The 25,121-nt window shown below is 66.0% G+C and carries 23 protein-coding genes; 15 read left to right on the top strand and 8 right to left on the bottom strand.

Going from position 1 to position 25,121, the window contains the following annotated elements:
* Positions 1–99: 99 nt before the first annotated feature.
* Positions 100–2,352, bottom strand: coding sequence for an aminodeoxychorismate synthase component I (gene pabB / locus ACIA8C_RS23670; protein WP_397138103.1), 2,253 nt, complete (start codon positions 2,350–2,352; stop codon positions 100–102).
* 80 nt (positions 2,353–2,432) lie between these two features.
* On the opposite strand from pabB, the gene ACIA8C_RS23665 reads away from it, so the two are divergent.
* From ACIA8C_RS23665 to ACIA8C_RS23655, 3 genes are all read left to right on the top strand, one after another.
* Positions 2,433–3,497 (top strand): phosphotransferase family protein, encoded by a 1,065-nt coding sequence (locus ACIA8C_RS23665; protein WP_397138101.1) that lies wholly within the window; start codon positions 2,433–2,435, stop codon positions 3,495–3,497.
* A 71-nt stretch (positions 3,498–3,568) separates the two neighbouring features.
* On the top strand, positions 3,569–4,099 hold the full coding sequence (locus tag ACIA8C_RS23660) for a DinB family protein (protein WP_397138099.1): 531 nt from the start codon (positions 3,569–3,571) through the stop codon (positions 4,097–4,099).
* A gap of 144 nt (positions 4,100–4,243) precedes the next feature.
* Positions 4,244–5,374: an NDMA-dependent alcohol dehydrogenase gene (locus ACIA8C_RS23655; protein WP_396989453.1), complete on the top strand. Its 1,131-nt coding sequence runs from the start codon at positions 4,244–4,246 to the stop codon at positions 5,372–5,374.
* A gap of 130 nt (positions 5,375–5,504) precedes the next feature.
* Here the strand turns inward: ACIA8C_RS23655 and ACIA8C_RS23650 are convergent, their stop codons facing one another.
* The 3 genes from ACIA8C_RS23650 to ACIA8C_RS23640 form a co-directional block, all read right to left on the bottom strand.
* Complete coding sequence (locus tag ACIA8C_RS23650; RefSeq protein ID WP_397138097.1) at positions 5,505–5,852, bottom strand: iron chaperone; 348 nt, start codon at positions 5,850–5,852, stop codon at positions 5,505–5,507.
* A gap of 85 nt (positions 5,853–5,937) precedes the next feature.
* Positions 5,938–6,438, bottom strand: a complete 501-nt coding sequence (locus ACIA8C_RS23645) for a GNAT family N-acetyltransferase (protein WP_397138095.1) — start codon at positions 6,436–6,438, stop codon at positions 5,938–5,940.
* A 167-nt stretch (positions 6,439–6,605) separates the two neighbouring features.
* Positions 6,606–7,799, bottom strand: coding sequence for a serine hydrolase domain-containing protein (locus ACIA8C_RS23640; RefSeq protein ID WP_397138093.1), 1,194 nt, complete (start codon positions 7,797–7,799; stop codon positions 6,606–6,608).
* Between the two features lie 42 nt (positions 7,800–7,841).
* On the opposite strand from ACIA8C_RS23640, the gene ACIA8C_RS23635 reads away from it, so the two are divergent.
* Together ACIA8C_RS23635 and ACIA8C_RS23630 are read left to right on the top strand one after the other, a co-directional pair.
* Entirely contained in the window at positions 7,842–8,675 is an 834-nt protein-coding gene (locus ACIA8C_RS23635; protein WP_397138091.1) for a serine hydrolase domain-containing protein, read from the top strand.
* Between the two features lie 95 nt (positions 8,676–8,770).
* Positions 8,771–9,304 (top strand): DUF3145 domain-containing protein, encoded by a 534-nt coding sequence (locus tag ACIA8C_RS23630; protein ID WP_397138089.1) that lies wholly within the window; start codon positions 8,771–8,773, stop codon positions 9,302–9,304.
* A gap of 73 nt (positions 9,305–9,377) precedes the next feature.
* Here ACIA8C_RS23630 and ACIA8C_RS23625 read toward each other — a convergent pair whose 3' ends face one another.
* A complete protein-coding gene (locus ACIA8C_RS23625; RefSeq protein ID WP_397138171.1) occupies positions 9,378–9,557 on the bottom strand; it encodes a hypothetical protein in 180 nt (59 codons plus the stop codon).
* A 144-nt stretch (positions 9,558–9,701) separates the two neighbouring features.
* On the opposite strand from ACIA8C_RS23625, the gene ACIA8C_RS23620 reads away from it, so the two are divergent.
* Positions 9,702–10,220: a hypothetical protein gene (locus ACIA8C_RS23620; RefSeq protein ID WP_397138087.1), complete on the top strand. Its 519-nt coding sequence runs from the start codon at positions 9,702–9,704 to the stop codon at positions 10,218–10,220.
* 335 nt (positions 10,221–10,555) lie between these two features.
* Here the strand turns inward: ACIA8C_RS23620 and ACIA8C_RS23615 are convergent, their stop codons facing one another.
* Positions 10,556–11,320, bottom strand: a complete 765-nt coding sequence (locus tag ACIA8C_RS23615; protein ID WP_397138085.1) for an IclR family transcriptional regulator — start codon at positions 11,318–11,320, stop codon at positions 10,556–10,558.
* Positions 11,321–11,479: 159 nt separating this feature from the next.
* Between ACIA8C_RS23615 and ACIA8C_RS23610 the strand changes: the two genes are divergently transcribed.
* The 4 genes from ACIA8C_RS23610 to ACIA8C_RS23595 are packed head-to-tail and all read left to right on the top strand — an operon-like array spanning position 11,480 to position 16,119.
* Complete coding sequence (locus ACIA8C_RS23610) at positions 11,480–12,301, top strand: hydroxypyruvate isomerase family protein (RefSeq protein WP_397138083.1); 822 nt, start codon at positions 11,480–11,482, stop codon at positions 12,299–12,301.
* On the top strand, positions 12,298–13,188 hold the full coding sequence (locus ACIA8C_RS23605; RefSeq protein WP_397138081.1) for a 2-hydroxy-3-oxopropionate reductase: 891 nt from the start codon (positions 12,298–12,300) through the stop codon (positions 13,186–13,188). Before ACIA8C_RS23610 ends, ACIA8C_RS23605 begins: the two co-directional genes overlap by 4 nt.
* 2 nt (positions 13,189–13,190) lie before the next feature.
* Entirely contained in the window at positions 13,191–14,966 is a 1,776-nt protein-coding gene (gcl, locus tag ACIA8C_RS23600) for a glyoxylate carboligase (protein WP_397138079.1), read from the top strand.
* A 7-nt stretch (positions 14,967–14,973) separates the two neighbouring features.
* Positions 14,974–16,119, top strand: coding sequence for a glycerate kinase (locus ACIA8C_RS23595; protein ID WP_397138077.1), 1,146 nt, complete (start codon positions 14,974–14,976; stop codon positions 16,117–16,119).
* 493 nt (positions 16,120–16,612) lie between these two features.
* On the opposite strand, the gene ACIA8C_RS23590 is transcribed toward ACIA8C_RS23595, so the two are convergent.
* Positions 16,613–17,350 (bottom strand): IclR family transcriptional regulator, encoded by a 738-nt coding sequence (locus ACIA8C_RS23590; RefSeq protein WP_397138075.1) that lies wholly within the window; start codon positions 17,348–17,350, stop codon positions 16,613–16,615.
* 91 nt (positions 17,351–17,441) lie between these two features.
* Here ACIA8C_RS23590 and ACIA8C_RS23585 point away from each other — a divergent pair, with 91 nt between their 5' ends.
* The 4 genes from ACIA8C_RS23585 to ACIA8C_RS23570 all read left to right on the top strand — a co-directional run bounded on the left by ACIA8C_RS23585 (position 17,442) and on the right by ACIA8C_RS23570 (position 24,098).
* The gene (locus tag ACIA8C_RS23585; protein WP_397138073.1) at positions 17,442–18,608 is read left to right on the top strand and encodes a pyridoxal-phosphate-dependent aminotransferase family protein; all 1,167 of its coding nucleotides are present in this window, start codon (positions 17,442–17,444) and stop codon (positions 18,606–18,608) included.
* A gap of 287 nt (positions 18,609–18,895) precedes the next feature.
* Positions 18,896–20,275: an MFS transporter gene (locus tag ACIA8C_RS23580; RefSeq protein WP_397138071.1), complete on the top strand. Its 1,380-nt coding sequence runs from the start codon at positions 18,896–18,898 to the stop codon at positions 20,273–20,275.
* A 76-nt stretch (positions 20,276–20,351) separates the two neighbouring features.
* Positions 20,352–23,291, top strand: a complete 2,940-nt coding sequence (locus ACIA8C_RS23575) for an FAD-binding and (Fe-S)-binding domain-containing protein (RefSeq protein ID WP_397138069.1) — start codon at positions 20,352–20,354, stop codon at positions 23,289–23,291.
* 9 nt (positions 23,292–23,300) lie between these two features.
* Positions 23,301–24,098 carry a fumarylacetoacetate hydrolase family protein gene (locus ACIA8C_RS23570; RefSeq protein ID WP_397138067.1) on the top strand — a complete coding sequence of 266 codons (798 nt, stop codon included), beginning with the start codon at positions 23,301–23,303 and terminating at the stop codon, positions 24,096–24,098.
* Positions 24,099–24,135: 37 nt separating this feature from the next.
* Here ACIA8C_RS23570 and ACIA8C_RS23565 read toward each other — a convergent pair whose 3' ends face one another.
* Positions 24,136–24,543 carry a RidA family protein gene (locus ACIA8C_RS23565; RefSeq protein WP_397138064.1) on the bottom strand — a complete coding sequence of 136 codons (408 nt, stop codon included), beginning with the start codon at positions 24,541–24,543 and terminating at the stop codon, positions 24,136–24,138.
* A gap of 111 nt (positions 24,544–24,654) precedes the next feature.
* Between ACIA8C_RS23565 and ACIA8C_RS23560 the strand changes: the two genes are divergently transcribed.
* Positions 24,655–25,035, top strand: a complete 381-nt coding sequence (locus tag ACIA8C_RS23560) for a winged helix-turn-helix transcriptional regulator (RefSeq protein ID WP_397138062.1) — start codon at positions 24,655–24,657, stop codon at positions 25,033–25,035.
* Positions 25,036–25,121 lie beyond the last annotated feature (86 nt).

Here is a 25,121-nt window from a genome sequence, read left to right as displayed (position 1 = left end):
GCCGACCCCGCCGACCCCTCCACTCGGCGGGCCGCCCGCGGTCTCGTACGTCTCACAGGGTGCGGGGGCCTTGTGCGACTGGCAGGCCGGTGGGTCCCCTCAGTGGGCGACGTGGTCCGCTGCGGCGCGGAGGGTGGCGGCGGCCTTGAGTACCATTTCGTGGTACTCGTCTTCGGGGTCGGAGTCGAGCACGATGGCGCCGCCCGCGCCGATGCGCCAGCGTCCGTCGTAGCGGACGGCGGTGCGGATGACGATGTTGAGGTCGGCGGTGCCGCTTAGCCCGAGGAAGCCGATGGTGCCCGAATAGATGCCGCGCGCTTCGGTCTCCAGCTCGTCGATGATCTCCATGGTGCGCAGCTTCGGTGCCCCGGTCATCGAGCCGCCGGGGAAACAGGCGCGCAGGCAGTCGATCACGCCGACGCCGGGGCGCAGCGTGCCGCGCACCGTCGAAACCAGCTGGTGCATGGTCATATACGACTCGATGGCCATCAGCTTCGGCACGTGCACGCTGCCGATCTCGCATACCCGGCCGAGGTCGTTGCGCAGCAGGTCGACGATCATCAGGTTCTCGGCCCTGGTCTTCGGGCTGTCGGCCAGTTCGCGGGCCAGCCGCTCGTCCTCGGCGGGCGTGCCGCCGCGCGGGGCGGTGCCCTTGATCGGCTTGCTCTCCACCGTGTGGCTCCGGTCGATCTTGAGGAAGCGTTCCGGTGAGGAGCAGGCGATTTCGAGGTCGTCGAACCGCAGGTAGGCCGCGTACGGCGCCGGATTGCAGCGCCGCAGCGTGCGGTAGAAGTCGAGGCCGCCGTCCTCGACGGCAGGCACGGTCACGCTGTCGGTGAGGCAGACCTCGTACGACTCGCCCGCGAGCAGCCGTTCCCGGCAGACCGCGATGTCGGCGAGGTAGCGGTCCCGGCCGCGGGTGAGCAGCGGCTCGACGACATCGCCGTCCGACGGCACGTCGAGCGTCGGTGGATTCGCCCACGTCGGAAGGGTTTCCAGGGTTTCCCCGGTATCACGCAGCCAATCGGCGCCCGCGCGCAACGAGTCCGCCGTCGAATCCGTCAGCGACAGTAGGTGGGTGCGGCCGCCGACGTGATCGACCACCACGATCCGGTCGGCGAAGATCCATTGCGCGTCCGGTGTCGGCGCCCGATGGGCCGTCCGCCCGCCGCAATCGGCCTTCACCTCGTAACCCAGGTATCCGACGTAGCCGCCCGCGAAATCGAAAGGCAGATCGGGAAGTTCGAGGTGGCGCAGCCGCAATTCGGCGGCCAGATAGTCGAGCACCCCGCCCGCGACAACGCGCCGATTGCCGTCCGACGATTCGACGGTCACCTCGCCGGTGCCGACCCGGTAGCGCACCACCTCCGCCAGCGGTCCGCTCGCGTCACCCAGGAACGAGAATCGGTCAAGGCCCGGCTCGACGTGCTCGCTGTCGAGCCAGAAAGCGGTGGGGGAGTTGCCATACAGCCGGACGAACGCGCTCTCGGTATCGATTGCCCGGTCGAGCACGGCGTGCTGCAGTTGCCAATGGCGCGGTGCACCGCCGTAGCGGTCGGCAACGCCGGATCGCGCCGAAGCGGCGGCGCCGCTGAGTAATCCGCTGCCCAGCGCACCGAATTGCTCGACAAGGGCTGGGAACTGCTCGGGCGCCGTCGTGGACAGTGTTGTCTCCGAACGAGATTGCGCGACCGGCGCGGCGACGGTGACGGGACGCAGCCGCATGGTCACCAGGTCGCCTCGCTGCGCCGCCGTGGCCCGGCCGGTCGCCCGAGCCCGGTGTGCCGCAGTCAGTTTCGCGAAGTTGCGCAGTAGCGCGGCGCCGAATTCGCTGGCGATCGACTCGGGATGGAACTGCACACCCCATTGCGGTCGCGTGCGATGCCGCACCCCCATGATCACGCCGTCGGCGGCTGTCGCGGTGATTTCCAGGCTGTCCGGCAGCGGCCGCTCGGCACACAGCGAGTGGTACCGGACGGCGGTGAACCCCTGGGGCAGACCCGCGAACAGGTCCTGGTCGTCGTGCTCGATCCGGTCGAGGTAGCCGTGCCGGGCGGCAGGCGCGATCGCGACCGTTCCGCCCGCGGCGACGACGATGCCCTGATGCCCGAGGCACACGCCGAGCAATGGCAGGTCCGTCTCGCCGATCACCGCCGCCGAGATGCCGACATCGCGAGCGACGTCCGGCCGGCCCGGTCCCGGCGAGATGACGATGTTGTCGAAGCGGGCCAATTCCAGCTCGCCGACCTCGTCATTGCGCACGACAGTCGGCTCGATGCCGTTCACCTCGCTGATCAGCTGATACAGGTTGTAGGTGAACGAGTCGTAATTGTCGATCAACAACGTGCGCATGGTGCCCGAAACCCTACGCCGCGCCGGTGGGGCCCAACTGTTGTCTAGTGCCTTCAGTTGGCTGCGGCGGGTGGTGCACAATGTTGAGCATGTCTGTTGCGCAACCGGTTGGCGTGGATCGTGCACTCGTCGACTTCGCCCTCGTCGGCAAGTGGATGGATGAGCAAGGCCTGCCCGCAGGCGAATTCGAGGAGGTGACCGCGCTCGGCGGCGGGACGCAGAACGTCATGCTCCGGTTCGGTCGCGGTGGCGCGGACTATGTGCTGCGCCGCGGCCCGAAGCATCTGCGCACCAAGAGCAACGACGTGATCCGGCGCGAGGCCAGGTTGCTCGCCGCGATCAACGGCACCGATGTGCGCGCGCCGCGGGTGATCGCGGCCTGCCCCGACGACTCGGTGATCGGTGCGGTCTTCTATCTGATGGAGCCGATCGACGGCTTCAATCCGGCCAACGAGCTGCCGGAGTTGCACGCGGGCGATCCGGCGATCCGCAAGGAGATGGGCGTGTCCGCGGTCGAGGCCATCGCCCGGCTCGGCGCGCTCGACTATCAGGCCCTCGGACTGTCCGACTACGGCAAGCCCGACGGCTTCCTGGAGCGTCAGGTGCCGCGCTGGCTCGGCGAACTCGCGTCGTACTCGGCCAACGAGGGTTACCCCGGGCCGGAGATCCCTGGCGTCGAGCGGGTCGGCGAGTGGCTGGACCGTAATCGGCCCGCGCAGTGGACCCCGGGCATCCTGCACGGCGACTGTCATCTCGCGAACATGATGTTCTCCTACGACGGCCCGCAGGTGGCGGCCATGGTCGACTGGGAGATGTCCACCATCGGCGATCCGCTGCTCGATCTGGGCTGGCAGATCGCGACCAGGCCGGAACCGGGCAGCACCGGCGCCGCGCTGGTCGGCAAGCTCGGCGCCGCGGGCGGGCTGCCGTCCCCCGAGGAGATGGTCGCTCACTACGGAAAGTTCTCCGACCGCGATCTCAGCGCCGTGCCCTGGTACACCGTGCTCGCCTGTTTCAAGCTCGGCATCGTGCTGGAGGGCACGCACGCCCGCGCGTTCGCGGGCAAGGCGCCCAAGCAGGTCGGCGACTTCCTGCACGCCATCACGCTGGAGCTGTTCGAGCGCGCGCACGGCCTGATGGAGTAATTGTCGCAATGTTGCCGACAATCGACCGAATATCTGTGGTTGGCGATATTCGGCCAGGTTAGGTTGGGCGCATGCCGATCGTGCCTGATACGAAGAACTGGACCTGGGTGCTCGAACGTGCCTGTGCCGATTGCGGATTCGATCCCGCCGCGATCGACTACGCGGACGTGCCGCCGTTGACGCGCGAGAGTGCGTCCCGATTCGCCGAGGTGCTCGCCCGTCCCGATGCCAGGGTCCGGCCGGACGACTCGACCTGGTCGCCGCTGGAGTATGGCGCGCACGTGCGCGATGTCTGCCGGCTCTTCGAGGTCCGGCTCCAGCAGATGCTGCGCGGCGCGACGGACGGCACGGTCCCGCGCTTCGCGAACTGGGATCAGGACGAGACCGCCGTGACCGACCGCTACGGCGAGCAGGACCCGGCGTCGGTCGCCACCGAACTCGCCGAGGCGGCCGCCGTGGTCGCGCGGTCCTTCGAGTCCGTGCCTGCTGCCGAGCGCGATCGTCGTGGCGAGCGCAGCGACGGTGCGACCTTCACGGTCGACTCGTTCGCGCGCTATTTCATCCACGATCTCGTCCACCACGTGCACGACGTGCGCGGCTGATTGCCACCCAAGACTAGAACGTGTTCCGGACCCTCGATCGCCCATACCGCTGAATTTCCAACTCGGTACTAGAACGCGTTCCACTTTTGGCTTAGTGTGGGTGCAGTCACATATAAGCACGTGCATGCGAGAGGGTCGACAGGAATGAAGACGAAGGGCGCGATCCTGTGGGGGATCGACCAACAGTGGTCGGTAGAAGAGATCGAGGTCGGCGATCCGGTTTCCGGTGAGGTGCAGATCCGACTGGAAACAGCGGGCATGTGCCATTCGGACCACCACATCGTCACCGGTGCGACGCCGATGCCGGCCTTCCCGGTGATGGGCGGCCACGAGGGCGCGGGTGTGATCACCAAGCTCGGGCCGAACTGCCCCGCCGATCTGGCGGTGGGTGACCATGTCATCCTGTCGTTCATCCCCGCGTGCGGGCGCTGTCCGTCCTGCGTGAGCGGCAACATGGCGCTGTGCGATCTGGGCGCGGGCCTGCTGATGGGTCAGGCGATCAGCGACGGCACCTACCGGATCCAGGCGCGTGGCGAGAACGTCATCCCGATGTGCCTGCTCGGTACGTTCGCGCCGTACATGACGGTGCACCACACCTCGGTCGTGAAGATCGATCCGAGTATCCCGTTCGAAGTTGCCTGCCTGGTCGGCTGCGGCGTGCCGACCGGTTTCGGCTCCGCCACCCATGTCGCGCAGGTCGAGCCCGGTGAGACCGTGGTGATCGCGGGCATCGGCGGCGTCGGCATGAGCGCGCTGCAGGGCGCGGTGCTCTCCGGTGCGTCGAAAGTCGTTGCCATCGACCCGAACCCGTGGAAGCGCGAGCAGGCGCAAAAGTTCGGCGCCACGCACACCTACGAGAGCATGGCCGCCGCGATCATGCCGCTGATGGAGGCCACCGAGGGACGGATGGCCGAGAAGGTCATTCTCACCATGGGCGAAATGCACGGCGACTACGTCGAAGAGGGCCTGATCCTCACCGGCAAGGCGGGCACACTCGTGGTCACCTCGATGGGCCGGATGGACGCCGGTGACGTCAAGATGAACAGCTTCCTGCTGTCCATGCTGCAGAAGACCGTGAAGGGCACCATCTTCGGCGGCGGCAACGCGCGTCAGGACGCGCCGAACCTGCTCCGGCTCTACAAGGCGGGCCAGCTCAACCTCGACGACATGGTGACCCGCACCTACGCCCTGGAGGAGATCAACCAGGGCTACCAGGACATGCTGGACGGGAAGAACATCCGCGGCATCATCAAGTACACCGAAGCCGACTGGTAAACAGCCAGCGTGCTTGTGACTACGCCGAGCTGACGCTCGGCTAGGTCACAAGCCCACTGTGTCCATTGGGCTTGGTCGCTGGCGCTCCCGCGCCGTGTACAGATTGGTTGTATGCGCTGCCGCTTGAACCTCAGGCGCGGGTTGCCAGCGTCGTCGCGATTTGGGCGATCAAGTCGTATGGGATGGGTTTGGTGAGCGGGAACTTCAGCGTTCCTTTGCCAGCTCGGTATGGTTCTACGGCGCGGTTGAAGGCTTTGTCGCCGTCGGGGATGGGGTAGAGGCTGATGTGTTTCTTCCAGCCGGCGAAGTGGACGGTGTTGTGGCCGTTCACCTTGAAGGTCGGGATGTCGTAGCTGATCGCCTCGGTCGCGTCCGGCAGGGCACGATGAATGGTGTGCCGGATTTGCTCGAGGATGCCGCGCACGTCTTCGGGAAACGCGGCGATGTAGGTGTCGATGGTTGCGGGCTGCTCTGCCACGAGGTCCCTCGATTCCGTGTTCGGGTATCGATCGATCGCTGAAGATGGTGGAGCCATCGTCAGTGTAGGCAGGACTGGGGCTCGGCTAAAGCCTCTTGCTGTACCAGCACTCCGCATACACCTCGTCGTTGTGTGGCGTCGACTCTGTGTATCCGAGCCGGGCGTACAGCGCCCTGGCCTCCACCAGATCGAGCCGGGTATCGAGCACGATCCGTTCGGCGCCGAGCAGGCGCGCCTGATGTTCGGCGGCCGCGCCGAGAAGCGCGGCACCGCCCTTTCCCCGCATGTCCGCGAGCAGGAACATCCGACTCAGCTCCGCGGTCGCGTCATCGAGCAGGCGTATCCCGGCCGTCCCGACCGGTTCGCCGCCATACCGCGCGACCAGCAATACCCCGTGTGGCGGCGCGAGTTCGGCCCCCGTCGCCGCCGCGATCTCGCGCTCGAGTTCCGCCGGATCGGTCACCCGTCCTTCGTGCAGCTGATACCAGCGGTCACTGACCTCGGTGTAGTAGGCCCGCCACAACACAGCCGCGGCAGGAGAGTCGAAATCCTCAGGGCCGACACCCCACACAGCCGAACCAGTCACCGCATCAGGCAATCGGCGACGCACGCCGCGCCGCGCACCAATGCCCGAGGCACCAAGTTGCTGACGATCTCGTGCGTGGACGTCGAAGGATGGCCGAACATCGCGGCAACTGCTCGCGCTGGTTGGGCCGTACGAGGATCTCTGTGTGGCGCTGAGTAATTGACCGTTCAGCGCGTGCAGCGGAGCAAGGCCTGGCGGAGGTTGCGGCTGCGGACGTCGTCCAGCACGGCGAGGCCGAGCCGGTTCATCGAGTAGCCGAAGCCGAGACCCGTTGCGGGGTCGGCGAATCCGAAGGAGCCGCCGAGGCCGGTGGTGCCGTAGGCGCGCTTGTCGGAGCCGAAGCGAAACTCGCCGCCGGATTTGCGGAAGCCGAGGTGGTAGCGAGTCTTGATGTGCAGCACCAAGTCTGCGGCGGGGACATCGTCGGCGGTGTCCGCTGCCGCCAACCGGCCGAGCACGCTGTCATCGATCGGGAGCGCGCCGGTGCGTCCCGCCGCGGCACCGTAGACGCGGGCCAGCGATCGGGCATTGCCGACGCCGTTGGAGCCGGGCAGTTCCACCTCGAGGAATTCGCGTCGCGTCGCCCGTGCGGGACTACCGGTGCGCGGATTGCTCAGCGCCGCGTAGGCGAACCCGCGTTTGGCGGCCATCTCGGCACCGATGCGCAGCGGGAAGTCGCGCTCGTAACGCAGGGCTTCGAGGCCGCGGGTGGCGGCCATGGTGGCGATGCGTTCCAACCCTTGGTCGGCGGGCAGGCCGATGAAGAAGTCCAAGCCGAGCGGTTTCGCGAACTCCTCGGCGAAGATTCGGCCGAGCGTGCGGTGCTGCGGGTCGACCCGGCGCAGCAATTCGCCTTGATACAGGCCGAGGGTGATCGCGTGGTAGCCGTGTCGAGTGCCCGGCCGCCACGCGGGCTTCTGCGCCGCCAGGATCGGCGCGAGCCCGTCCAGGTCGGCGATCTGGCTCAGCCCAACTACCGGGTCCAGGGTCGACAGCCCGGCCTGATGGTCGATCAGCTGCCGCACGGTGACCGAGTCCTTGCCCTGCGCGGCGAACTCGGGCCAGTACTTCGCCACCGGCTGCTCGTAGTCGAGCAGTCCCTTCGACACCGCCGCCGCGAGCGTGAACGCGGCCATGCCCTTCGTCGAGGAGAACACCGGGACGATCGTGTCGCGTTCCCACGGCAGGGTCCGGTGCCGATCGCGATGGCCTGCCCACAGATCCACCACCGGCCGATCGCCCGCGTACACCGCGACGGCGGCACCGATTTCGCCGTGCTGGGCGAAATTGCGCCGGAACGCGTCGGCGACGGGCTCGAAGCCGGACTCGACCTCGCCGTGGATCGTTAGCTTTTCACTCATGGTCGTTCGATGGTAGCGGCGTTCTTCTCGTACGCTCGCTGAGTGGGTTCACTCGAGCAGATCAGGGATTGGCCGGTTCGGCACGCGGCCGCCGCGGTCGTCACCGGCGACGGACAGACAGTGCACGAGGGCGAGGTGAACCGGGTGTTCCCGCTCGCCTCGGTGACCAAGCCGCTGGTGGCCTATGCGGTGCTCGTCGCGGTGGAGGAGGGGGCGGTCGAGCTCGATCAGCCCGCGGGCCCGCCGGGATCGACCGTGCGGCATCTGCTCGCGCACACCTCGGGCCTCGCCTTCGACACCAGCGACATCCAGGCCGCCCCCGGCGCCCGCCGCATCTACTCGAGCATGGGATTCGAGGTGCTCGCGCGGTTCGTCACCGAGCAGACCGGGATCGCGTTCGACGAATACCTGCACGACGCCGTGTTCGAGCCGCTGGGCATGACCGGTTCGGTGCTCGCCGGGCCCGCCGGGCACGCGGGGCGGTCCACCGCCGCCGACCTGGCGCGGTTCGCGGCGGAATTGCTGGACCCGCGGTTGATCTCGGCGCAGACGCACGCCGCGGCGACCTCTGTTCAATTCCCCGGCCTCAATGGCGTGCTCCCCGGTTACGGCTCGCAGCGCCCCAATGACTGGGGTCTGGGTTTCGAGATTCGCGACGGGAAGACTCCGCATTGGACAGGTAGCACCAATTCCGGGGGAACTTATGGTCATTTCGGGCAGTCCGGCACGTTTTTGTGGGTTGACCCCGCGTCGTCGTTGGCGTGTCTTGTATTGACCGACCAGAATTTCGGCGACTGGGCCAGAGCAGCCTGGCCGCCCCTCAGTGATGCCGTTATTGCGGAGGCGACACTCCCACGCAACACGGCGGTGAAGTAACACACGTAACATCGGGCACTCCAGTACACTCAGGCAACACCAGCAGACGGGCTCGTTGGGGAAGACGTTCCCCGTCGACGCTGGAGGTGTTAGTAGTGCGCGCATCGAGTCAGTTCGCGGACGTGACGGCGGGTGTGGTGTACATCCACTCGTCGCCCGCTGCGGTGTGCCCGCACGTCGAATGGGCACTCACCTCCGCTCTCGGCTCACCCGCGAAGCTGCGCTGGACCGCCCAACCCGCCGACGGCCAACTCCGCGCGACCAGCGAATGGATGGGCCCGGTAGGCACCGCCGCCCGCATCGCCCAATCGTTGCGCTCCTGGCCCGTACTGCGTTTCGAGGTCACCGAAGACCCCAGCGAAGGAGTAGACGGTGAGCGGTATTGCTTCGTGCCCGGCCTAGGCCTCTGGCACGGTTCCACCAGCGCCAACGGCGACGTCACCCTCGGCGAAATGCGCCTGCGCGCAATGCTCCAAGCCGCCGGCGAACTCGGCAAATACAACACCTACGACCTGGCCACCGAAATAGACCGCGCCCTCGGCACCCCCTGGGACGAAGACCTCGAAATCTACCGCTACGGAACCGAATCCGGCGCCGAGGTAACCTGGCTGCGCCGCGACGTCGGTTAGTCCCCCACCACGCAGGGGTTCGCGCGGTGCCTGATCCGGTTGCCGTGCGGCGCGAAGCCGGTCGAACGCTCGATCAGTCGACGGCTGACCGAGATACGCCTTGATCCGAGCCGACCGGGCCGCGGCATTTGCCTCGCTGGTGCCGACCCCAATGGAAATACGGTTGATCCAGGTCGACCAACAGTTGCCGAGCGATGCTGGAATTACCAGAACGCGATACTCCATTGAGCAGAATGACCTGCCCTGGTATCACGTCGATTGGTAATGCTGTCACAGGTAATGCCTGCTCTGATTGAATCCGTACTGCAACAACCTATTTCGATCTGCAGTTCGTATGCCCAATAGTCAGTAAGAGTGCACTCGAAACGGTGGGATCGGGCTACCATTGTCGTTCGGGGTGCATGAACTCGGCGGGCCAGAGGGATCGTTGATACGCAGATTCTTTGGGGGAACCATGCGAAACCTGTGCAAATCAATACTGATTGCGTTTTTGGCGATTGTTGCCCTCGTGGGCAGCGATGCCGCAAACGCCACTGCTGGCGGGCCATTGGCCACAGAGGTGGGTAGACCACTGTGCGACAACGGATTCACCTTCAGCAAGCCGACGGTTCTGATGCCGAATATTCAAGGGTACGGATGGGCTGAGTGCACTGCGGTGCCGACTGATGCGGCGTTGACGCACATCTACTATCTGAGCCTGCAACGCCGCGATGCCTCTGGTGAATGGCGATGGATGGGCGCACCGGCGCGAAGCACTATCGTTCCGGCTGCGCGTCGGGGTCATACCGCGACTGCGCATTGCACGCCCGGTGTTTGGCGGATGTATTCCGACGCGCGCGGTACGATCCAGGGCAGGCCGTATGAGTTCAGCCAAATCTCGGACGAGAAGACCGTCTTTCCCTCCGATTGCGGATAGAGGACCAGATGCTGCGAATATCGGCACGCTATGCGGATTATCGGGGGAAGGTCAGTGTGCGTGATCGGGTGGTTGGGGTGGTTCACGGGTTATCCCGCCCGCGCACGCGGCGGCTGCACCCACGGGACGCGGGACGCGGATATCAGTTGCGGCGGGAACTCGGGTGGTGGACTGTGCGACCGGAGACCGGGGCGGGATCGCGCCGGTTTGTCGGCAAGCCTGCGTACGCCACCCGCTCGATCGCGAAAGACGATCGCGAAGCGGCGTTGACTTGGATGGGAAAGCTGCTCGGTCTGTACTGACGGACGTCTGGACTCGTTGGGGGAGCAGGACTTTCAGCGGAGGTCGGCGGAGAGGGTGCGACTTACTTCGGTTAGTAGGGGGACGGCTCGGTCTACTAGTTGTTCGGACATTCGGCCGACGGGGCCGGAGATGGAGATGGCTAGGTGGGCGGGGGCTTCGGGGACGGCTACGGCTACGCAGCGGACGCCGAGTTCTTGTTCGCCGTCGTCGATGGCGTAGCCGTTGGTGGCGGCGGTGGCGAGTTGGCGGGTGAATTCTTCGGGGTCGGTGATGGTGTGTTCGGTGTAGCGGGGCATTCCGTTGCGCTGCAGGAGGTCTCGGGCGCGTTCGGGCGGCATGCCTGCCAGTAGGGCTTTGCCGACGGCGGTGCAGTGCGGGAGGACGCGGCGGCCGACTTCGGTGAACATGCGCATGGAGTGGCGGGACGGGACCTGGGCGACGTAGACGATCTGGTCGCCGTCGAGCATGGCCATGTTGGCGGATTCGCCGAGTTCGTCGACGAGGCGCGCCAGGTGCGGGCGGGCGCGCAGGCTCAGCATGTGTGCGGAAGATTCGCCGAGCTTGATCAGCTTCGGGCCGAGCACGTATTGACGCGACGGCTCCTGGCGGAGGTAGCCGAGGTCGACGAGGGTGCGCACGAGCCGGTGGATGGTGGGCAGCGGCAGGCCGGAGGCGGTGGCGAGCTGGGAAAGGCCCATCATGCCGCCCTCGTCGGCCATGGTCTCGAGCAGCCCGAACGCGCGCTCGATGGACTGGACGCCGCCGGTGCGTCCCTTGGCTTCGCTCGTTGCGGTCACTGGCTACCTCCATGTTTCCGGATGGTGGAAGCCTACCGGCGATCTTTCGGCCCTTGGCTGTGGCCCGCATCGTCCTTGACCACGTCAGCACCTGCTTCTAAGCTATTCCGTATATCAGAATAATACTTCCGCATTGTGGAATTTGATCTGGAGGGATCCATGAGCCATTCACTCCGATATGAGGTCAACTGCTCGATCCTGTTCACCGAGCTGCCGCTGCTCGAACGGCCGGAAGCGGTGCGGCGAGCCGGCTTCGACGCGGTCGAGTTCTGGTGGCCGTTCGACCGCGCCGTTCCCGGTGACCAGGAGGTCGATGCCTTCGTCGCCGCCATCGAGGACGCCGGGGTGTCGTTGGTCGGCCTGAACTTCGCCGCCGGTGACATGCCGAACGGCGACCGCGGCCTGCTCTCCTGGCCCGCTCGATCCACCGAATTCCGCGACAACATCGACGTCACCATCGGGATCGGCAAGCGCCTCGGCTGCCGAGCGTTCAACGCGCTCTATGGCAATCGGATCGACGAGGCATCCGCCGCGGCGCAGGACGAGCTGGCTACCGAAAACCTCGCCCTCGCCGCGACAGCCGCCGCCCGGATCGGCGGCACCGTGCTGGTCGAGCCGGTGAGCGGCGCGGATCGCTACCCGCTGCGGACCGCCGCCGAAGCGCTCGCGGTGATCGATCGGGTGCAATCATCCACGGGCGCGGCGAATCTCGGCCTCCTTGCCGACCTGTATCACCTGGCCGTCAACGGCGACGATGTCGACAAGGTCATCGCGGAGCACACCGCCCGGATCGCGCACGTACAGATCGCCGACAGCCCAGGCAGGAATGAGCCAGGCACCGGCCAACTTCCGCTGCGACGGCAACTCGCCGAACTCGAGACTCGCGGCTACCACGGCTGGGTCGGGCTCGAATACAAGCCGTCCGCAGGCTCCGCCGACAGCTTCGCGTGGCTGCCGCGCAACTTCAGGGAATACGCATGACCACTATCGCTTTCATCGGGCTCGGCATCATGGGCAGCCCGATGGCCGTCCACCTGGCCACCGCCGGTCACACGGTGACCGCCTATAACCGCACCGTCGCCAAGGCCGCGCCGCTCGTCGCCGCGGGCGGGCGCGCCGCCACCTCGATCGCCGACGCGGTGCACCGCGCCGAGGTGATCTGTGTGATGGTGCCCGACTCACCTGACGTCAAGGAGGTGCTGGGCGGCGAGAAGGGCGTCTTCGACAGCGCCGAGCCCGGCGCGCTGATCATCGACTTCTCCAGCATTCGGCCCGATGTCACCGTCGAACTCGCGAAACAGGCTGTCGCGCGCGGCTTCCGGCTGCTGGACGCCCCGGTCTCCGGCGGCGAGAAGGGCGCGGTCGACGCGGCGTTGTCCATCATGGTTGGTGGGGACGCCGCCGACTTCGAGGAGGCGAAGCCGATCCTCGACGTGCTCGGCAAAACCGTTGTGCACGTTGGCCCCAGCGGCTCCGGCCAGACCGTGAAGGCGGCCAACCAGCTGATCGTCGCGGCCAACATCCAAGCCCTCGCCGAGGCCGTGATCTTCCTCGAGGCGTACGGCGTGGATATCGAGGCCGCCCTGCGGGTGCTCGGCGGCGGCCTGGCCGGCTCGAAGGTGCTGGACCAGAAGCAGCACAACATGCTGTCCCGAACCTTCGTGCCCGGATTCCGAATCGACCTGCACCACAAGGACATGGGCATCGTGACGGCCGCGGCCCGTGCGGCCGGGGTGGTGGTGCCGGTCGGCTCGCTGGTCGAACAGTTGATGGCCTCCGCCAAGGCGAGCGGTGACGGCGGACTCGACCACAGTGCCCTGCTGCGCGGGGTGGAGCGCCTGAGTGGGCGTGCGGACAAGGAGAACTGACGATGGCACGGATGCGTACCGCGGACGCCGCGGTGTTGATTCTCGAAAAGGAAGGCGCGACACAGGCGTTCGGTTTGCCCGGTGCGGCGATCAATCCGTTTTACAGTGCGATGCGTGCGCATGGTGGGATCAGGCATGTGCTGGCCCGCCATGTCGAGGCTGCCTCGCATATGGCCGAGGGCTACACCCGTGCCACTGCGGGCAACATCGGTGTTTGTATTGGCACGTCGGGTCCGGCGGGTACCGACATGATCACCGGGTTGTATTCGGCGAGTGCGGATTCCATTCCGATTCTGTGCATTACCGGTCAGGCGCCGGTGGCGAAGCTACACAAGGAAGACTTCCAAGCCGTCGATATCGCCTCGATCGCTGGGCCGGTGGCGAAGTGGGCAGTCACAGTGCTCGAGCCCGCGCAGGTTCCTGGCACGTTCCAGAAGGCGTTCCGGTTGATGCGTGAGGGCAGGCCTGGTCCGGTGTTGATCGACTTGCCGATCGATGTGCAGCTTGCGGAAATCGAGTTCGACATCGAGACATACGAGCCGCTGCAGGTGCACCGTCCCGCCGCGACCCGCGCTCAGGCCGAAAAGGCGATCGCGATGCTGAACGCGGCCGAGCGCCCGCTCATCGTGGCAGGTGGTGGCATCGTCAACGCTGACGCCGCGGGCTTGCTGGTCGAATTCGCTGAGCTGACCGGCGTTCCGGTGGTGCCGACGCTGATGGGTTGGGGCACGATCCCCGACGATCATCCGCTGTATGCGGGCATGGTCGGGCTACAGACCTCGCACCGCTACGGCAACGCGACGATGCTCGAATCCGATTTCGTCCTCGGTATCGGCAACAGGTGGGCCAACCGGCACACCGGTGGCGTCGAAACCTACACAAAGGACCGCACTTTCGTGCATGTCGATATCGAGCCGACGCAGATCGGGCGTGTCTTCGCGCCGGACTTCGGTATCACCTCCGACGCGGGTGCCGCGTTGCAGGTTTTCATCGAGGTCGCCCGTGAGCTCGCGTCCGTCAACAAGCTCCGTGATCGCAGCGACTGGGCCGGGCAGGTGCGGGCGCGAAAGCAACTGGGCCAGCGCAAGACCCATTTCGACAATGTGCCGATCAAACCTCAGCGTGTCTATGAGGAGATGAACAGGGCGTTCGGACCCGACACCCGCTACGTCAGCACCATCGGCCTCTCCCAGATCCAGGCAGCACAGATGCTGCACGTCTACCGTCCACGCCATTGGATCAACGCGGGCCAGGCAGGCCCGCTCGGCTGGACCCTGCCGGCCGCACTGGGTGTGGCAACGGCCGACCCTGATTCCACGGTGGTGGCGTTGTCAGGCGACTACGACTTCCAGTTCCTCATCGAGGAATTGGCCGTCGGCGCCCAGTTCGGTATCCCGTATATCCATGTGCTGGTGAACAACTCGTACCTGGGGCTGATCCGCCAAGCCCAACGAGCGTTCAGCATGGACTACTACGTCCAGCTCGACTTCGACAACATCAACAGCCCCGAGGTCGCAGGCTACGGCGTCGACCACGTCAAAGTCGTCGAGGGTTTGGGCTGCAAGGCAATTCGAGTTTTCGAGCCGGACGGCATCGGCCCGGCCTTGGAGGAGGCGAAGAAGCTGATCGCCGAACACCGGGTGCCGGTGGTCGTGGAATGCATCCTCGAACGGGTGACGAACGTGTCGATGGGCTTGGAGATCGACAACATCGTCGAATTCGAGGAACTCGCCGAGACCGCCGCGGACGCGCCCACCGCTGCCGCGCTACTGGACTGAGGACGGGATGCCCCGGGTACTCATCGCGCCCGACAAGTTCAAGGGTTCGCTGACCGCCGCACAGGTCGGCGCCGCCGTCGCGGCCGGTATTCGACAGGTGCTGCCGGACGCGTCGGTGCTGGTCGTCCCGGTCGCCGATGGCGGCGACGGGACCGTTGCGGCAGCCCTGGCGGCCGGGTTCGCGTCGATCCCGGTAGTCGCCACCGGGCCGACCGGAGAACCGGTCGACACCTGCTACGCCCGGCGCGGCGATCTCGCTGTGGTGGAACTGGCGGACGTATCCGGGCTACTCCGGCTGCCCGACCGGAAATTCGCCCCGATGTCGGCAACCAGCCGGGGGACCGGTGAGGTGATCGCCGCGGCCGTCGACGCCGGTTGCCGTCGAGTGGTGCTCGGCGTCGGCGGTAGCGCGGGCACCGACGGTGGAGCAGGCATGCTGCGCGCCGCCGGTGCCCGGCTACTCGATGCGGAGAAAGCCGAAATCGGTGACGGCGGAGCGGCTTTGGCGGACGTGGCGACCATCGACCTGACCGCACTCCGCGAACGACTGGCCGGTGTCGAATTCACCGTCGCCTGCGACGTGGACAACCCACTCACCGGCTCACGTGGTGCGGCAGCTGTTTACGGCCCGCAGAAGGGTGCGGACGATCGTCAGGTGGCCGCGCTCGATGCCGCACTCACCCATTGGGCCGACATCGTCGCCGCGACCACCGGCACCGACCGCCGAGACCTCCCAGGAGCGGGCGCCGCCGGGGGAGTGGGCTTCGCCGCGGTAGCGGTACTCGACGCCATACTGGCTCCAGGCATCGAATTGGTCCTGGACCTAGCCGATTTCGGCAACCACCTATCCGGCACGGACCTGGTCGTAACCGGCGAGGGCACCCTCGACGAACAGACCCTGCACGGCAAGGCACCCGCAGGCGTCGCCGCTGCAGCCCATGCGGCCGGCGTCCCAGTGGTAGCGGTATGCGGCCGAAATATCCTGCCAGAAGCCCGATTACAGTCCGCCGGATTCACGGCAGCCTATTCACTAGTAGAGATCGAGCCCGACATCCATCGCTGCTTCACCGAGGGAGAGGAGCTGTTGCAACGCCTCGGCACCCACATCGCCGAGCAACACCTATTGCAGACAACCACTGTGGTGAACCAGTAAGAGCCGCACAAGCCCTGATTCCCCGTACCTCTCGGGCTCCGTACCGAGTCTAGGCCCCGAGAGCCGGTGCAGATCCCGAAAGTCAGTGCGGCTGTCGCCTGCAGCGGTCAGGCACATTCGAAACGGGACGTCAGGGCGGGCGCACTCGTAGCTTGGCGCGGTTATCTTCCGTTGACTATCGCAGTCCGCGTCGTTGGCCTCATCGACGCGAGTCAAAAGGTCGCTGTCAAAGATCAACAAGCGACCTTTTGACTCGCCTCGATCGCGGCGGCGCTACGTATGGCAACTCGGCAGTGGTGTGCGCGGGAGGGGGATGGGGTGGGGAGTCGTGGTTAGCCGAGCTGCGCGGGGGTGTCTGCGGCTGGCCGTGCCGCGCGCCGATGGGTGCCTGCGGCCGCGCGCGCCGTTGTTGCCGCCCAGGTTTTGATTTCGCGCACACCGAATCGCCGCCCTGACACGCGTGCGATCTCAGAAGGTGCGCGGTTGCGGCAAGCTAACCGAGTCGTGCGCTGAGGCTGTTCGCGGCCGCGTTCACCGCTGCCCCGAATACGGGCTCCGTTTCGTCTGTGAGGCGGCTGAAGGGCACGTTTACGCTGAGGCTTGCTACCGGTTTTCCGTTGTCGCCCAATACGACTGCGGCGACGGCGCCGACGTCGGAGCGCCATTCGCCACGGTTGACCGCGAATCCTCGCTGCCGGATCACGGCCAGTTCGGCGCGTAATTCCTCCGGGTCGGTGACGGTTGTGTCGGTGTAGCGGGGTAGTTCGTCGGCGAGCAGTTGCCGGACGAACTCCGGATTGCTGTGCGCGAGAACCGCTTTCCCGTTGGCGGAGGCGTGCATGGGCAGCGAGTGGCCTAGTGCCATGTTGGTGCGCACCGGCTTGTCGGTTTCCAGCCGCTCGATCAGCACCATTTTGCTGTCCTCGGGAACGGTCAGGTGGATGGTTTCCTCGGTCTGCCTGCGCAGGTTCTCCATGATCGGCAGCGCCACGCCGCGCAGTCCGAGATCCCCGCCTGCGCGACTGCCGACCGCGAGCGCCTTGGTGGTCAACACCCACCGGGTCACCTCGCCCGACGCGGGACGAATCCACCCGGCCTCGTCCAGCGTGACCAATGCCCGCTGGACCGAGCTTTTGGGCATCTCCAGCGCCCGCGCCAATTCGCCGACGCCGATCGGTTGGCGGGCCGCGACCTCTTCGAGCACGCGAAGCGTATTCAGGACATTTCGCAAGGTATTGACTCCTTCATCGCGCATCCCTACCCTTGCTGCACCTTTTCACGGCACAGTGTGCCATATCACGGCACGGAACGGAAACGATGTGATGACCGCTCATAGCGGACGGCATTTCCTGCAGATCCCCGGACCGACGAACGTCCCGGACCGGATACTTCGCGCCATCGCGCAACCGACCATCGACCACCGCGGCCCCGACTTCGCCGAACACGCCCTCGACCTTCGGGATCGGGTGAAACCCGTCTTCGGCACGGCTGGTCCCGTCGTCATCTATCCCTCCTCCGGCACCGGCGCGTGGGAGGCCGCGCTGGTCAACACCCTCTCACCCGGCGACCGGGTGCTCGCCTTCGAAACCGGACATTTCGCCAGCCTGTGGCGGGACATGGCCAACCGGCTCGGGCTGGTCGTCGACTTCGTGCCGGGGGACTGGCGGCGCGGCGTCGATGCCGCGGTCGTCGCCGAGCGGCTGGCCGAGGACACCGCGCACCGCATCGCGGCGGTGATGGTCGTGCACAACGAGACCTCGACCGGCGTCGCCAGCCGGATACCTGAGATCAGGGCCGCCATCGACGAGGCGGACCACCCCGCCTTGCTACTGGTCGACACGATCTCCTCGCTGGGATCCATCGACTACCGGCACGACGACTGGGGTGTCGACGTGACGGTCGGCTGCTCGCAGAAGGGCCTGATGCTGCCACCGGGCCTCGGCTTCAACGCGATCAGCGACAAGGCGCTCGCGGCCGCACCGATGGCGCGGTTGTCGAAGTCCTACTGGGACTGGACGCCCATCCTCGACGCCAACGAGCACGGTTTCTACCCGTACACCCCGGCCACCAACCTGCTCTACGGCCTGCGGGAAGCGCTGCTGATGCTCGAAGAGGAGGGCTTGCGCAACGTCTTCGCCAGGCACAACCGGCACGCCGCGGCGACCAGGGCGGCCGTTCGTGGCTGGGGGCTCGAGGTGCTGTGTGTCAACGAACGCGAGTACTCGAGTTCGCTGACCGCCGTGCTGCTCGGCGCGGAACACGATGCGGACAAGGTGCGCCGAATCATCTTGGACCGCTTCGATATGTCACTGGGCACGGGTCTCGGCAAGCTGTCCGGGCGCGTGTTCCGGATCGGTCACCTCGGCGACCTCAACGACCTGACCCTCGCAGGCACCCTGTCCGGTGTCCAGATGGGTCTCGAACTGGCAGGCGTGACTGTCGATCCCGCCGGTCTGCAAGCCGCACTGTCGGTCTTACGCGCCGAATGAAACATGTTCCGGCGCCGCGCTTTCCATTGATGGCTCGGGAACGCCGGGAAACAGCTTCTGTTAACTGAATTCGATCGCTCCCCGCTGGGCACATCGTAAGCCCCCGCCATTACGGCGTGGACGTCAAGCACGGCAGATCCGCCAGATCGGCGCTTCAACGCGACACCGGCCTCCTGATCTCGACCCTCGCTGCTCCGCCACGAGTGACTCTCCCGATGCTCCGCACGAGCCGGGATCCGCTATACGCCGACGCTTTTCACGTCGGCCACCTACGAGGAGGTAGGTCGTTGTCCGAGCGAACTACGCCGATCCGGCGTCTGTCCGAGATGAAGCGGTGGACGTATATCTTGCCGATCGTCGTCTTCATCTACGTCATCTGTTATATCGACCGAACCAACATCAGTTTCGCGCTGCCGCACCTCGAAACCGATATGGGTCTCAGCAAGGCCGAGCAGGGCCTGGCGAGCGGCATCTTCTTCTGGGGCTATTTGCTGTTGCAGATCCCCGGCGGGTATATGGCCGAAAGGTGGAGTGCCAGAAAGTGGATCGCGATCCTGATGGTGTTGTGGAGTGTGGCCGCGATGGCCCAAGGCTTCACCAATTCCGTCGGCCAGCTGTTGATCGCCCGTTTCCTGCTGGGCGTGGCCGAGGGCGGCGTGCAACCGGCGTTGATGGCCACCATCCGGACGTGGTTCCCCTTCGCCGAAAGAGGTAGGGCCTACGCGATTTTCAAGCTGTACACCCCGATCGCGGCGATCGTGGCCGCACCGTTCTCCGGCATCCTGCTGACCTACACGGACTGGCGCTGGATGTTCATCATCCAGGGCGGTGCCCCGCTGGTCGTCGGGCTCGCGGCTTGGCTTGCGGTAGTTCGCGATACGCCCGCCAAGGCCGGGTGGTTGTCGACCGCCGAACGCGACTTCATCGAGCGTTCCCGGGTCGCGGAGGGCGAACCGCTGCAGCACCGCGGCACCTTCAAGGCGGCCTTCACCAGCAAGATCGTGTGGCACTTCGCCCTCATCTACACGTTGACGCAGATGGGTTTGCTCGGCCTCACCCTGTGGCTGCCCAGCGTATTGAAAAAGGCGTTCCATACCGATTTGAAGGTGGGTTTCGTCGCGATACTGCCGCAGATCGCCGCGGGCGTCGCCATCATCCTCATCGGCAGATCGGCGGACAAACGCGGCGGGCACATCGCGCACATGGCGCTGGTTCTCGGGTCCGCGGCGATCATTCTCGGCGGCGCGAGTCTGATCTCGCCGAATCAGAAGTGGCTGGTACTCGGGGCGATGATCTTGGGTACGGCCGCGTCGATCGCCTGGTACGGACCGTTCTGGGCGACGGTCACCAAACTTGTTCCGGTCGCGGCCGCCGGGGCGGGATTGGGCCTGATCAATGGCATCGGCAATCTCGGCAGCTTCTTCGGGCCCTATATCGGCGGCTGGCTCAGCGATATCAGCGGGGGCGGGTACGCGCTCACCCAAGCGTTCTTCGGCGGGGTCTTCGCTGTCGCCGGACTGCTCGTCCTGACGTTGCGCAAGAAGATGCGCGAGGCGACGAACGCGGTGCAGCCGAAACCCGTTCTGGTGGAGCAACAAGCGGTGGTCATATCGAAGCCCGCTGGGGCGCAGACGCAACCGGTGACGGACGCTGCCCCGCTCGGGTAACCGCCGCGGCGGCCGGTCTTCGGGTCGGCCGCCGAATGGTCCCCGTCGTGAATTACCAAGGATCAAAAGGACTCTCATGAACCTACCCACCGCAACGGCCGATCGGTCCGCCATCGCCGCACGCCTGGAGGACGCGCTCCGCACGACGATGGACGGTGAAATCGCCTTCGACGACTACAGCCGCCATATCTTCTCCCGCGACGCGAGCATGTACTCGATAACGCCACTGGGCGTGGTGTTTCCACGGCACGCCGACGACGTAGCCGCGGCGGTGCGGGCCGCCGGTGAGTTGGGGGTGCCGATCGTGCCCCGTGGTGCCGGAACGAGTTTGGCCGGACAGACCGTCGGTCCGGGCCTGGTACTCGACCTGTCCCGCTACATGAACCGGATCCTGGAGATCGATCCGATCGCCCGCACCGCGCTGGTCGAGGTGGGCGTGGTGCAGGACCAGCTCAACCAGGCCGCGGGCGCGCACGGGTTGATGTTCGGCCCGGATACCTCGACGAGCAATCGGGCCACCATCGGCGGGATGATCGGAAACAATTCCGCGGGAAGCGGTTCCAGGACCTACGGCATGACGATCGATCACGTGCGGGCGCTGGACGTGGTGCTCTCCGATGGCTCACGCGCCCGGTTGGCACCGGTCGACGAGGCCGAACGCAAACGGCGCGCGTCGGCGCAGACGCTGGAAGGCCGCATCTATCAAGAACTTCCGGAACTGGTCATTGCCGATGAGTCGGCCATCAAGGCAGGCATGCCGACGTTCTGGCGGCGCGCCTGTGGCTACCGGCTCGACCGGCTGGTGGATTTCGGCGAAGACAAGCCGTTCGACCTGGCCAAGTTCGTGGTTGGTGCGGAGGGCACGCTGGTGATCGCCACGCACGCGCTGGTGGACCTGGTGCCCAAGCCTGCCCGAACGGTATACGCGGTGGGGCACTTCACCGACACCGTGAGTGCCATCGCGGCCACCACGGACGCGTTGAGCTGCGAGCCGCATCAGGTCGAGTTGATGGACCGCACCATCCTGGAGTTGTCCCGGCGGAAGATCGAGTACGCCGAGCTCGGCAACATTCTCGTAGGTGACCCGGGCGCACTGCTTTTCGTCTCGTTCAGCGGTGACGACGAGGGGCCGCTGATCGCCGATCTGGACCGGCTCGATCGACTATGGCAGCAGAACGGGCACGGTTACCACACGCTGCGGGCGGTCACCGCCGCCGATCAGAGCGCGTTGCTCAAGGTCCGCAAGTCCAGCCTCGGCCTGCTGATGGCCGCGGGCGAGGGCACCCGCCGCCCGCTCGCCTTCGTGGAGGACACCGCCGTCGATCCGGCGCACCTGGCCGAATACACCAAGCGGTTCAAGGAGATTCTGGACGAGCACCAGATGGAGGCTGGGTTCTACGGGCACTGCTCGGTCGGCTGCCTGCACATTCGCCCGTTCGTCGACCTGACCGATCCGGCGCAGGTGATCACCATGCGCACGGTCGCCGAGGCGGTCAAGGATCTCGTCGCGGAGTACGGCGGGGTGAACTCCAGTGAGCACGGCGACGGGCTCGCGCGCAGCGAGTTCAACCGGGAGGTCTTCGGTGACGAACTGTATGAGGCGATGCGAAAGGTCAAGCGGCTCTTCGATCCTGGAAATGTGATGAACCCGGGCAAGATCGTCGACGCGCCGCCGATGACCGAGAACCTGCGCGACCGTGACGCGTTGCCGCCCGCGCCACCGTTGACTACCGCGCTGCAGTTCGAGGTCGTCGGGGGAATGCGCGGCGCGGCGGATCGCTGCATGAATATCGGACTGTGCCGCAAATCCACCGCGGGGGTGATGTGCCCGTCCTATATCGCGACCAAGAACGAGGAACACTCCACCCGTGGGCGGGCCAACGCGCTGGTGAAGGCGCTGTCCGAGCCGGATCCGCATGCCGCGCTCGGTGGTGAGCGGTTGCACGAGATTCTCGATCTGTGCCTGATGTGTAAGGCGTGCAAGAGTGAGTGCCCGATGAGTGTCGACATGGCCTCACTCAAGGCCGAGACGCTCGCGCATCATCATGAAATCCATGGAACACCGTTGCGTTCAAGGGCTTTCGGTTCGATACGGCTGCTGAACCGGATCGGGTCGGCGACGGCGCCACTGTCGAATATGCCGGGGCGCAACGGGTTCGCGCGCCGGATGATGGACCGCATGCTCGGCATTACGGCTGCTCGGCCATTGCCGGTGTTCCAGCGGGTCAACTTGCTGCGGTGGTTCCGCCGTCGGGACGTGACGGTTGTTCAGACGCCGCTGGGGACGGTGAATTGGCTTGCCGATTCGTTCACCACGTTCACCGAGCCGCACATCGGGGTGGCGGCGATCGAACTGCTGGAGCGGTCCGGCTGGCGGGTCGAGCTCGCGAGCGGTGGGTGTTGTGGGCGGTCGAGCATGTCCAAGGGGCTGCTCGATGACGCGAAGAAGAAGGCCACCGGCCTCGTCCGTTCGCTGGCCGAGGACACCGAACCCGGCTCGCCGATCGTCGGGTGCGAGCCGTCGTGCCTGTTCATGCTGCGCGACGAACACGTTGCGCTGCTGCCGGATTCGACGTCGGTGCGCGCGGTCGCGGAGCGAGTGAAGCAGGTGGAGGAGTTGCTCGTCGAGGCGATCGACGCGGGTCGGCTGACGCTGCGCGCGGATTCCCCGCTTGCGGGCCGGCGGGTCGTCTTTCACGGCCATTGCCATCAGAAGGCCGAGGTCGGCACGGCCGCCACCATGGCGTTGCTGCGCCGGATTCCGGGTGTCGAGGTGGTGGAGATCGACTCCGGGTGCTGCGGGATGGCTGGCTCGTTCGGCTTCGAGTCCGAGCACTACGAAACGTCCATGACCGTTGGCGGGGACCGGCTTTTCCCGGCTCTCGCCGCCGAGTCGGCGGACACCATCGTCGCCGCGACCGGTGTGTCGTGCCGCCAGCAGATATTCCACGGCGCGGGTCGCACCGCGTGGCATCCCGTCGAGCTGGTGCGCGAAGCACTGGCCGAAATCGAATAGGAGACATCGATGCGTATCGTCCGCTACTCGATCGACGGACGGATCGGGTGTGGTGCCCTGGTCGGCGATGTCGTGCACGATCTGCTCGAAGCAGAGCTCGGCGCGGTGGTGGGGAAGTTGTCGGAGCTGACCTTGCTTGCCCCGTGCGACCCCCGCACGATCGTCTGCGCGGGCAGCAACTACGCAGGCCAGATCATCGAGAAAAGCAGGCCATGGCCGCAGCAGCCATCGCTGTTCCTCAAGTCCCCCAACGCGATCACCGGCCTCGACGCGGAGATTCTGCGCCCCACCGAGGTACAGCGCCTGGAATACGAGGGCGAACTGGCCGTCGTCATCGGCCGCATCGCCCGCAACGTCCCCGCGGCCCGCGCCACCGACTTCATCCTCGGCTACACCTGCGCCAACGACGTCACCGCCGACGACTGGCGAGCCGACGGCCAATGGACCCGCGCCAAGAGCGCAGACACCTTCTGCCCCTTAGGCCCCTGGATCGAAACCGACATCCCCGACCCCGCCGCCCTGCAGATCACCACCCGCCTAGCAGGCCGAGTCGTCCAATCCGCTCCCACTTCGGAAATGGTCTTCGGAGTACCTGAACTACTAGCATTCGTCACCCGCTGGATCACCCTCCAACCCGGCGACGTCCTCCTCACCGGCAGCCCCGCCGGAGTCGGCCCGATGACACCTGGCGACGTCATCGAGGTCGAAATCTCCGGCATCGGCACGCTCCGGAACACCGTGGTCGACGCAGCGACCAGCCCGGATCGACTGGCCCGTGCCTCCGGTGATAGAGCTCATCTTCGCTGAGACCGAGCCGCCCAGGAACGAGTGGGCGGCGGTGGGTTCAGTCGAGGATGGCGGTGGCTTCGACTTCGACCAGGTGGGCGGGGATGTCCAGGGCGGCGACGCCGATCAGGGTGCCTGGAGGTGCCGGGGTGATGCCGAGCCTGGCGGCTGCGCGGCGCACTCCCTCGCCGAAGAGGGGCATCTTGTCGGGGGTCCAATCGACTACGTAGACGGTGAGTTTCGCGACGTTGGCGAAGGTTGCGCCGACTTCGGCCAGTGCGGTGGCGATGTTTAGGTAGCACTGTTCGACTTGGGCGGCCAGGTCGCCTTCGCCGACGGTCGTTCCGGTGGCATCCCACGAGACTTGGCCGGCGACGAAGATCAGTTCGGTGCCGGCGGCGATCGAGACCTGGTGGTAGGCACTGACTTCCGGGAGGCCGTTGGGGTTTACCAGGGTAATGGACATGGTGCTTGCCTCCGTGGGTGTTGCTCTCGTGGTCACTTGTGGTTACTGGAGAACTGTAGGAGAGTGGCCTCTGACGTGGAAGAACGCACTTTTTTGTGACTGGGGAACCTGATGGTGACTAAGCAGGTCAGTGGATTGACCGACGATGCGGACCTGTCGCGCGCGGATTCGTTGGCGCGCGAAATATTCTCGGATGTTGCCAACAAGTGGGCGCTGCTGATCATCGAGACATTGGGTGAACGCACCTTGCGCTTCGGTGAGTTGCGCGACGAGGTCGAGGGGATCAGTCACAAGATGCTCACCCAGAATCTGCGGATGCTGGAACGCAACGGACTGGTCGAGCGCAACGTGCACCCGACCGTGCCGCCGCGGGTCGAGTACACACTGCTCGAGCCGGGCCAAGCCCTTCGCGAAACAGTCGATCGAATGTGCGGCTGGACCCACCGGTACCTCGGGCACATCGAGTCCGCACGCCATCGATTCGACGCCTGAGGGGTACCGCGCTCGTACGAAGCTATCTCGCGACAGTCGCCTTCCTCGCGCGCCTTGTTTGTGCCGATGCGCATAAACTGCTGGCA

The organism is Nocardia sp. NPDC051321 (genome assembly GCF_044455225.1).
GTDB lineage: Bacteria > Actinomycetota > Actinomycetes > Mycobacteriales > Mycobacteriaceae > Nocardia.
This window is presented reverse-complemented; position numbering and strand designations above follow the sequence as displayed.

Excerpts from the sequence above, each read along its gene's own strand:
- pabB (WP_397138103.1), bottom strand. The coding sequence starts at position 2,352 with ATGCGCACGTTGTTGATCGACAATTACGACTCGTTCACCTACAACCTG.
- ACIA8C_RS23665 (WP_397138101.1), top strand. The coding sequence starts at position 2,433 with ATGTTGAGCATGTCTGTTGCGCAACCGGTTGGCGTGGATCGTGCACTC.
- ACIA8C_RS23660 (WP_397138099.1), top strand. The coding sequence starts at position 3,569 with ATGCCGATCGTGCCTGATACGAAGAACTGGACCTGGGTGCTCGAACGT.
- ACIA8C_RS23655 (WP_396989453.1), top strand. The coding sequence starts at position 4,244 with ATGAAGACGAAGGGCGCGATCCTGTGGGGGATCGACCAACAGTGGTCG.
- ACIA8C_RS23640 (WP_397138093.1), bottom strand. The coding sequence starts at position 7,799 with ATGAGTGAAAAGCTAACGATCCACGGCGAGGTCGAGTCCGGCTTCGAG.
- ACIA8C_RS23610 (WP_397138083.1), top strand. The coding sequence starts at position 11,480 with ATGAGCCATTCACTCCGATATGAGGTCAACTGCTCGATCCTGTTCACC.
- ACIA8C_RS23605 (WP_397138081.1), top strand. The coding sequence starts at position 12,298 with ATGACCACTATCGCTTTCATCGGGCTCGGCATCATGGGCAGCCCGATG.
- gcl (WP_397138079.1), top strand. The coding sequence starts at position 13,191 with ATGGCACGGATGCGTACCGCGGACGCCGCGGTGTTGATTCTCGAAAAG.
- ACIA8C_RS23595 (WP_397138077.1), top strand. The coding sequence starts at position 14,974 with ATGCCCCGGGTACTCATCGCGCCCGACAAGTTCAAGGGTTCGCTGACC.
- ACIA8C_RS23585 (WP_397138073.1), top strand. The coding sequence starts at position 17,442 with ATGACCGCTCATAGCGGACGGCATTTCCTGCAGATCCCCGGACCGACG.
- ACIA8C_RS23575 (WP_397138069.1), top strand. The coding sequence starts at position 20,352 with ATGAACCTACCCACCGCAACGGCCGATCGGTCCGCCATCGCCGCACGC.
- ACIA8C_RS23570 (WP_397138067.1), top strand. The coding sequence starts at position 23,301 with ATGCGTATCGTCCGCTACTCGATCGACGGACGGATCGGGTGTGGTGCC.
- ACIA8C_RS23565 (WP_397138064.1), bottom strand. The coding sequence starts at position 24,543 with ATGTCCATTACCCTGGTAAACCCCAACGGCCTCCCGGAAGTCAGTGCC.
- ACIA8C_RS23560 (WP_397138062.1), top strand. The coding sequence starts at position 24,655 with ATGGTGACTAAGCAGGTCAGTGGATTGACCGACGATGCGGACCTGTCG.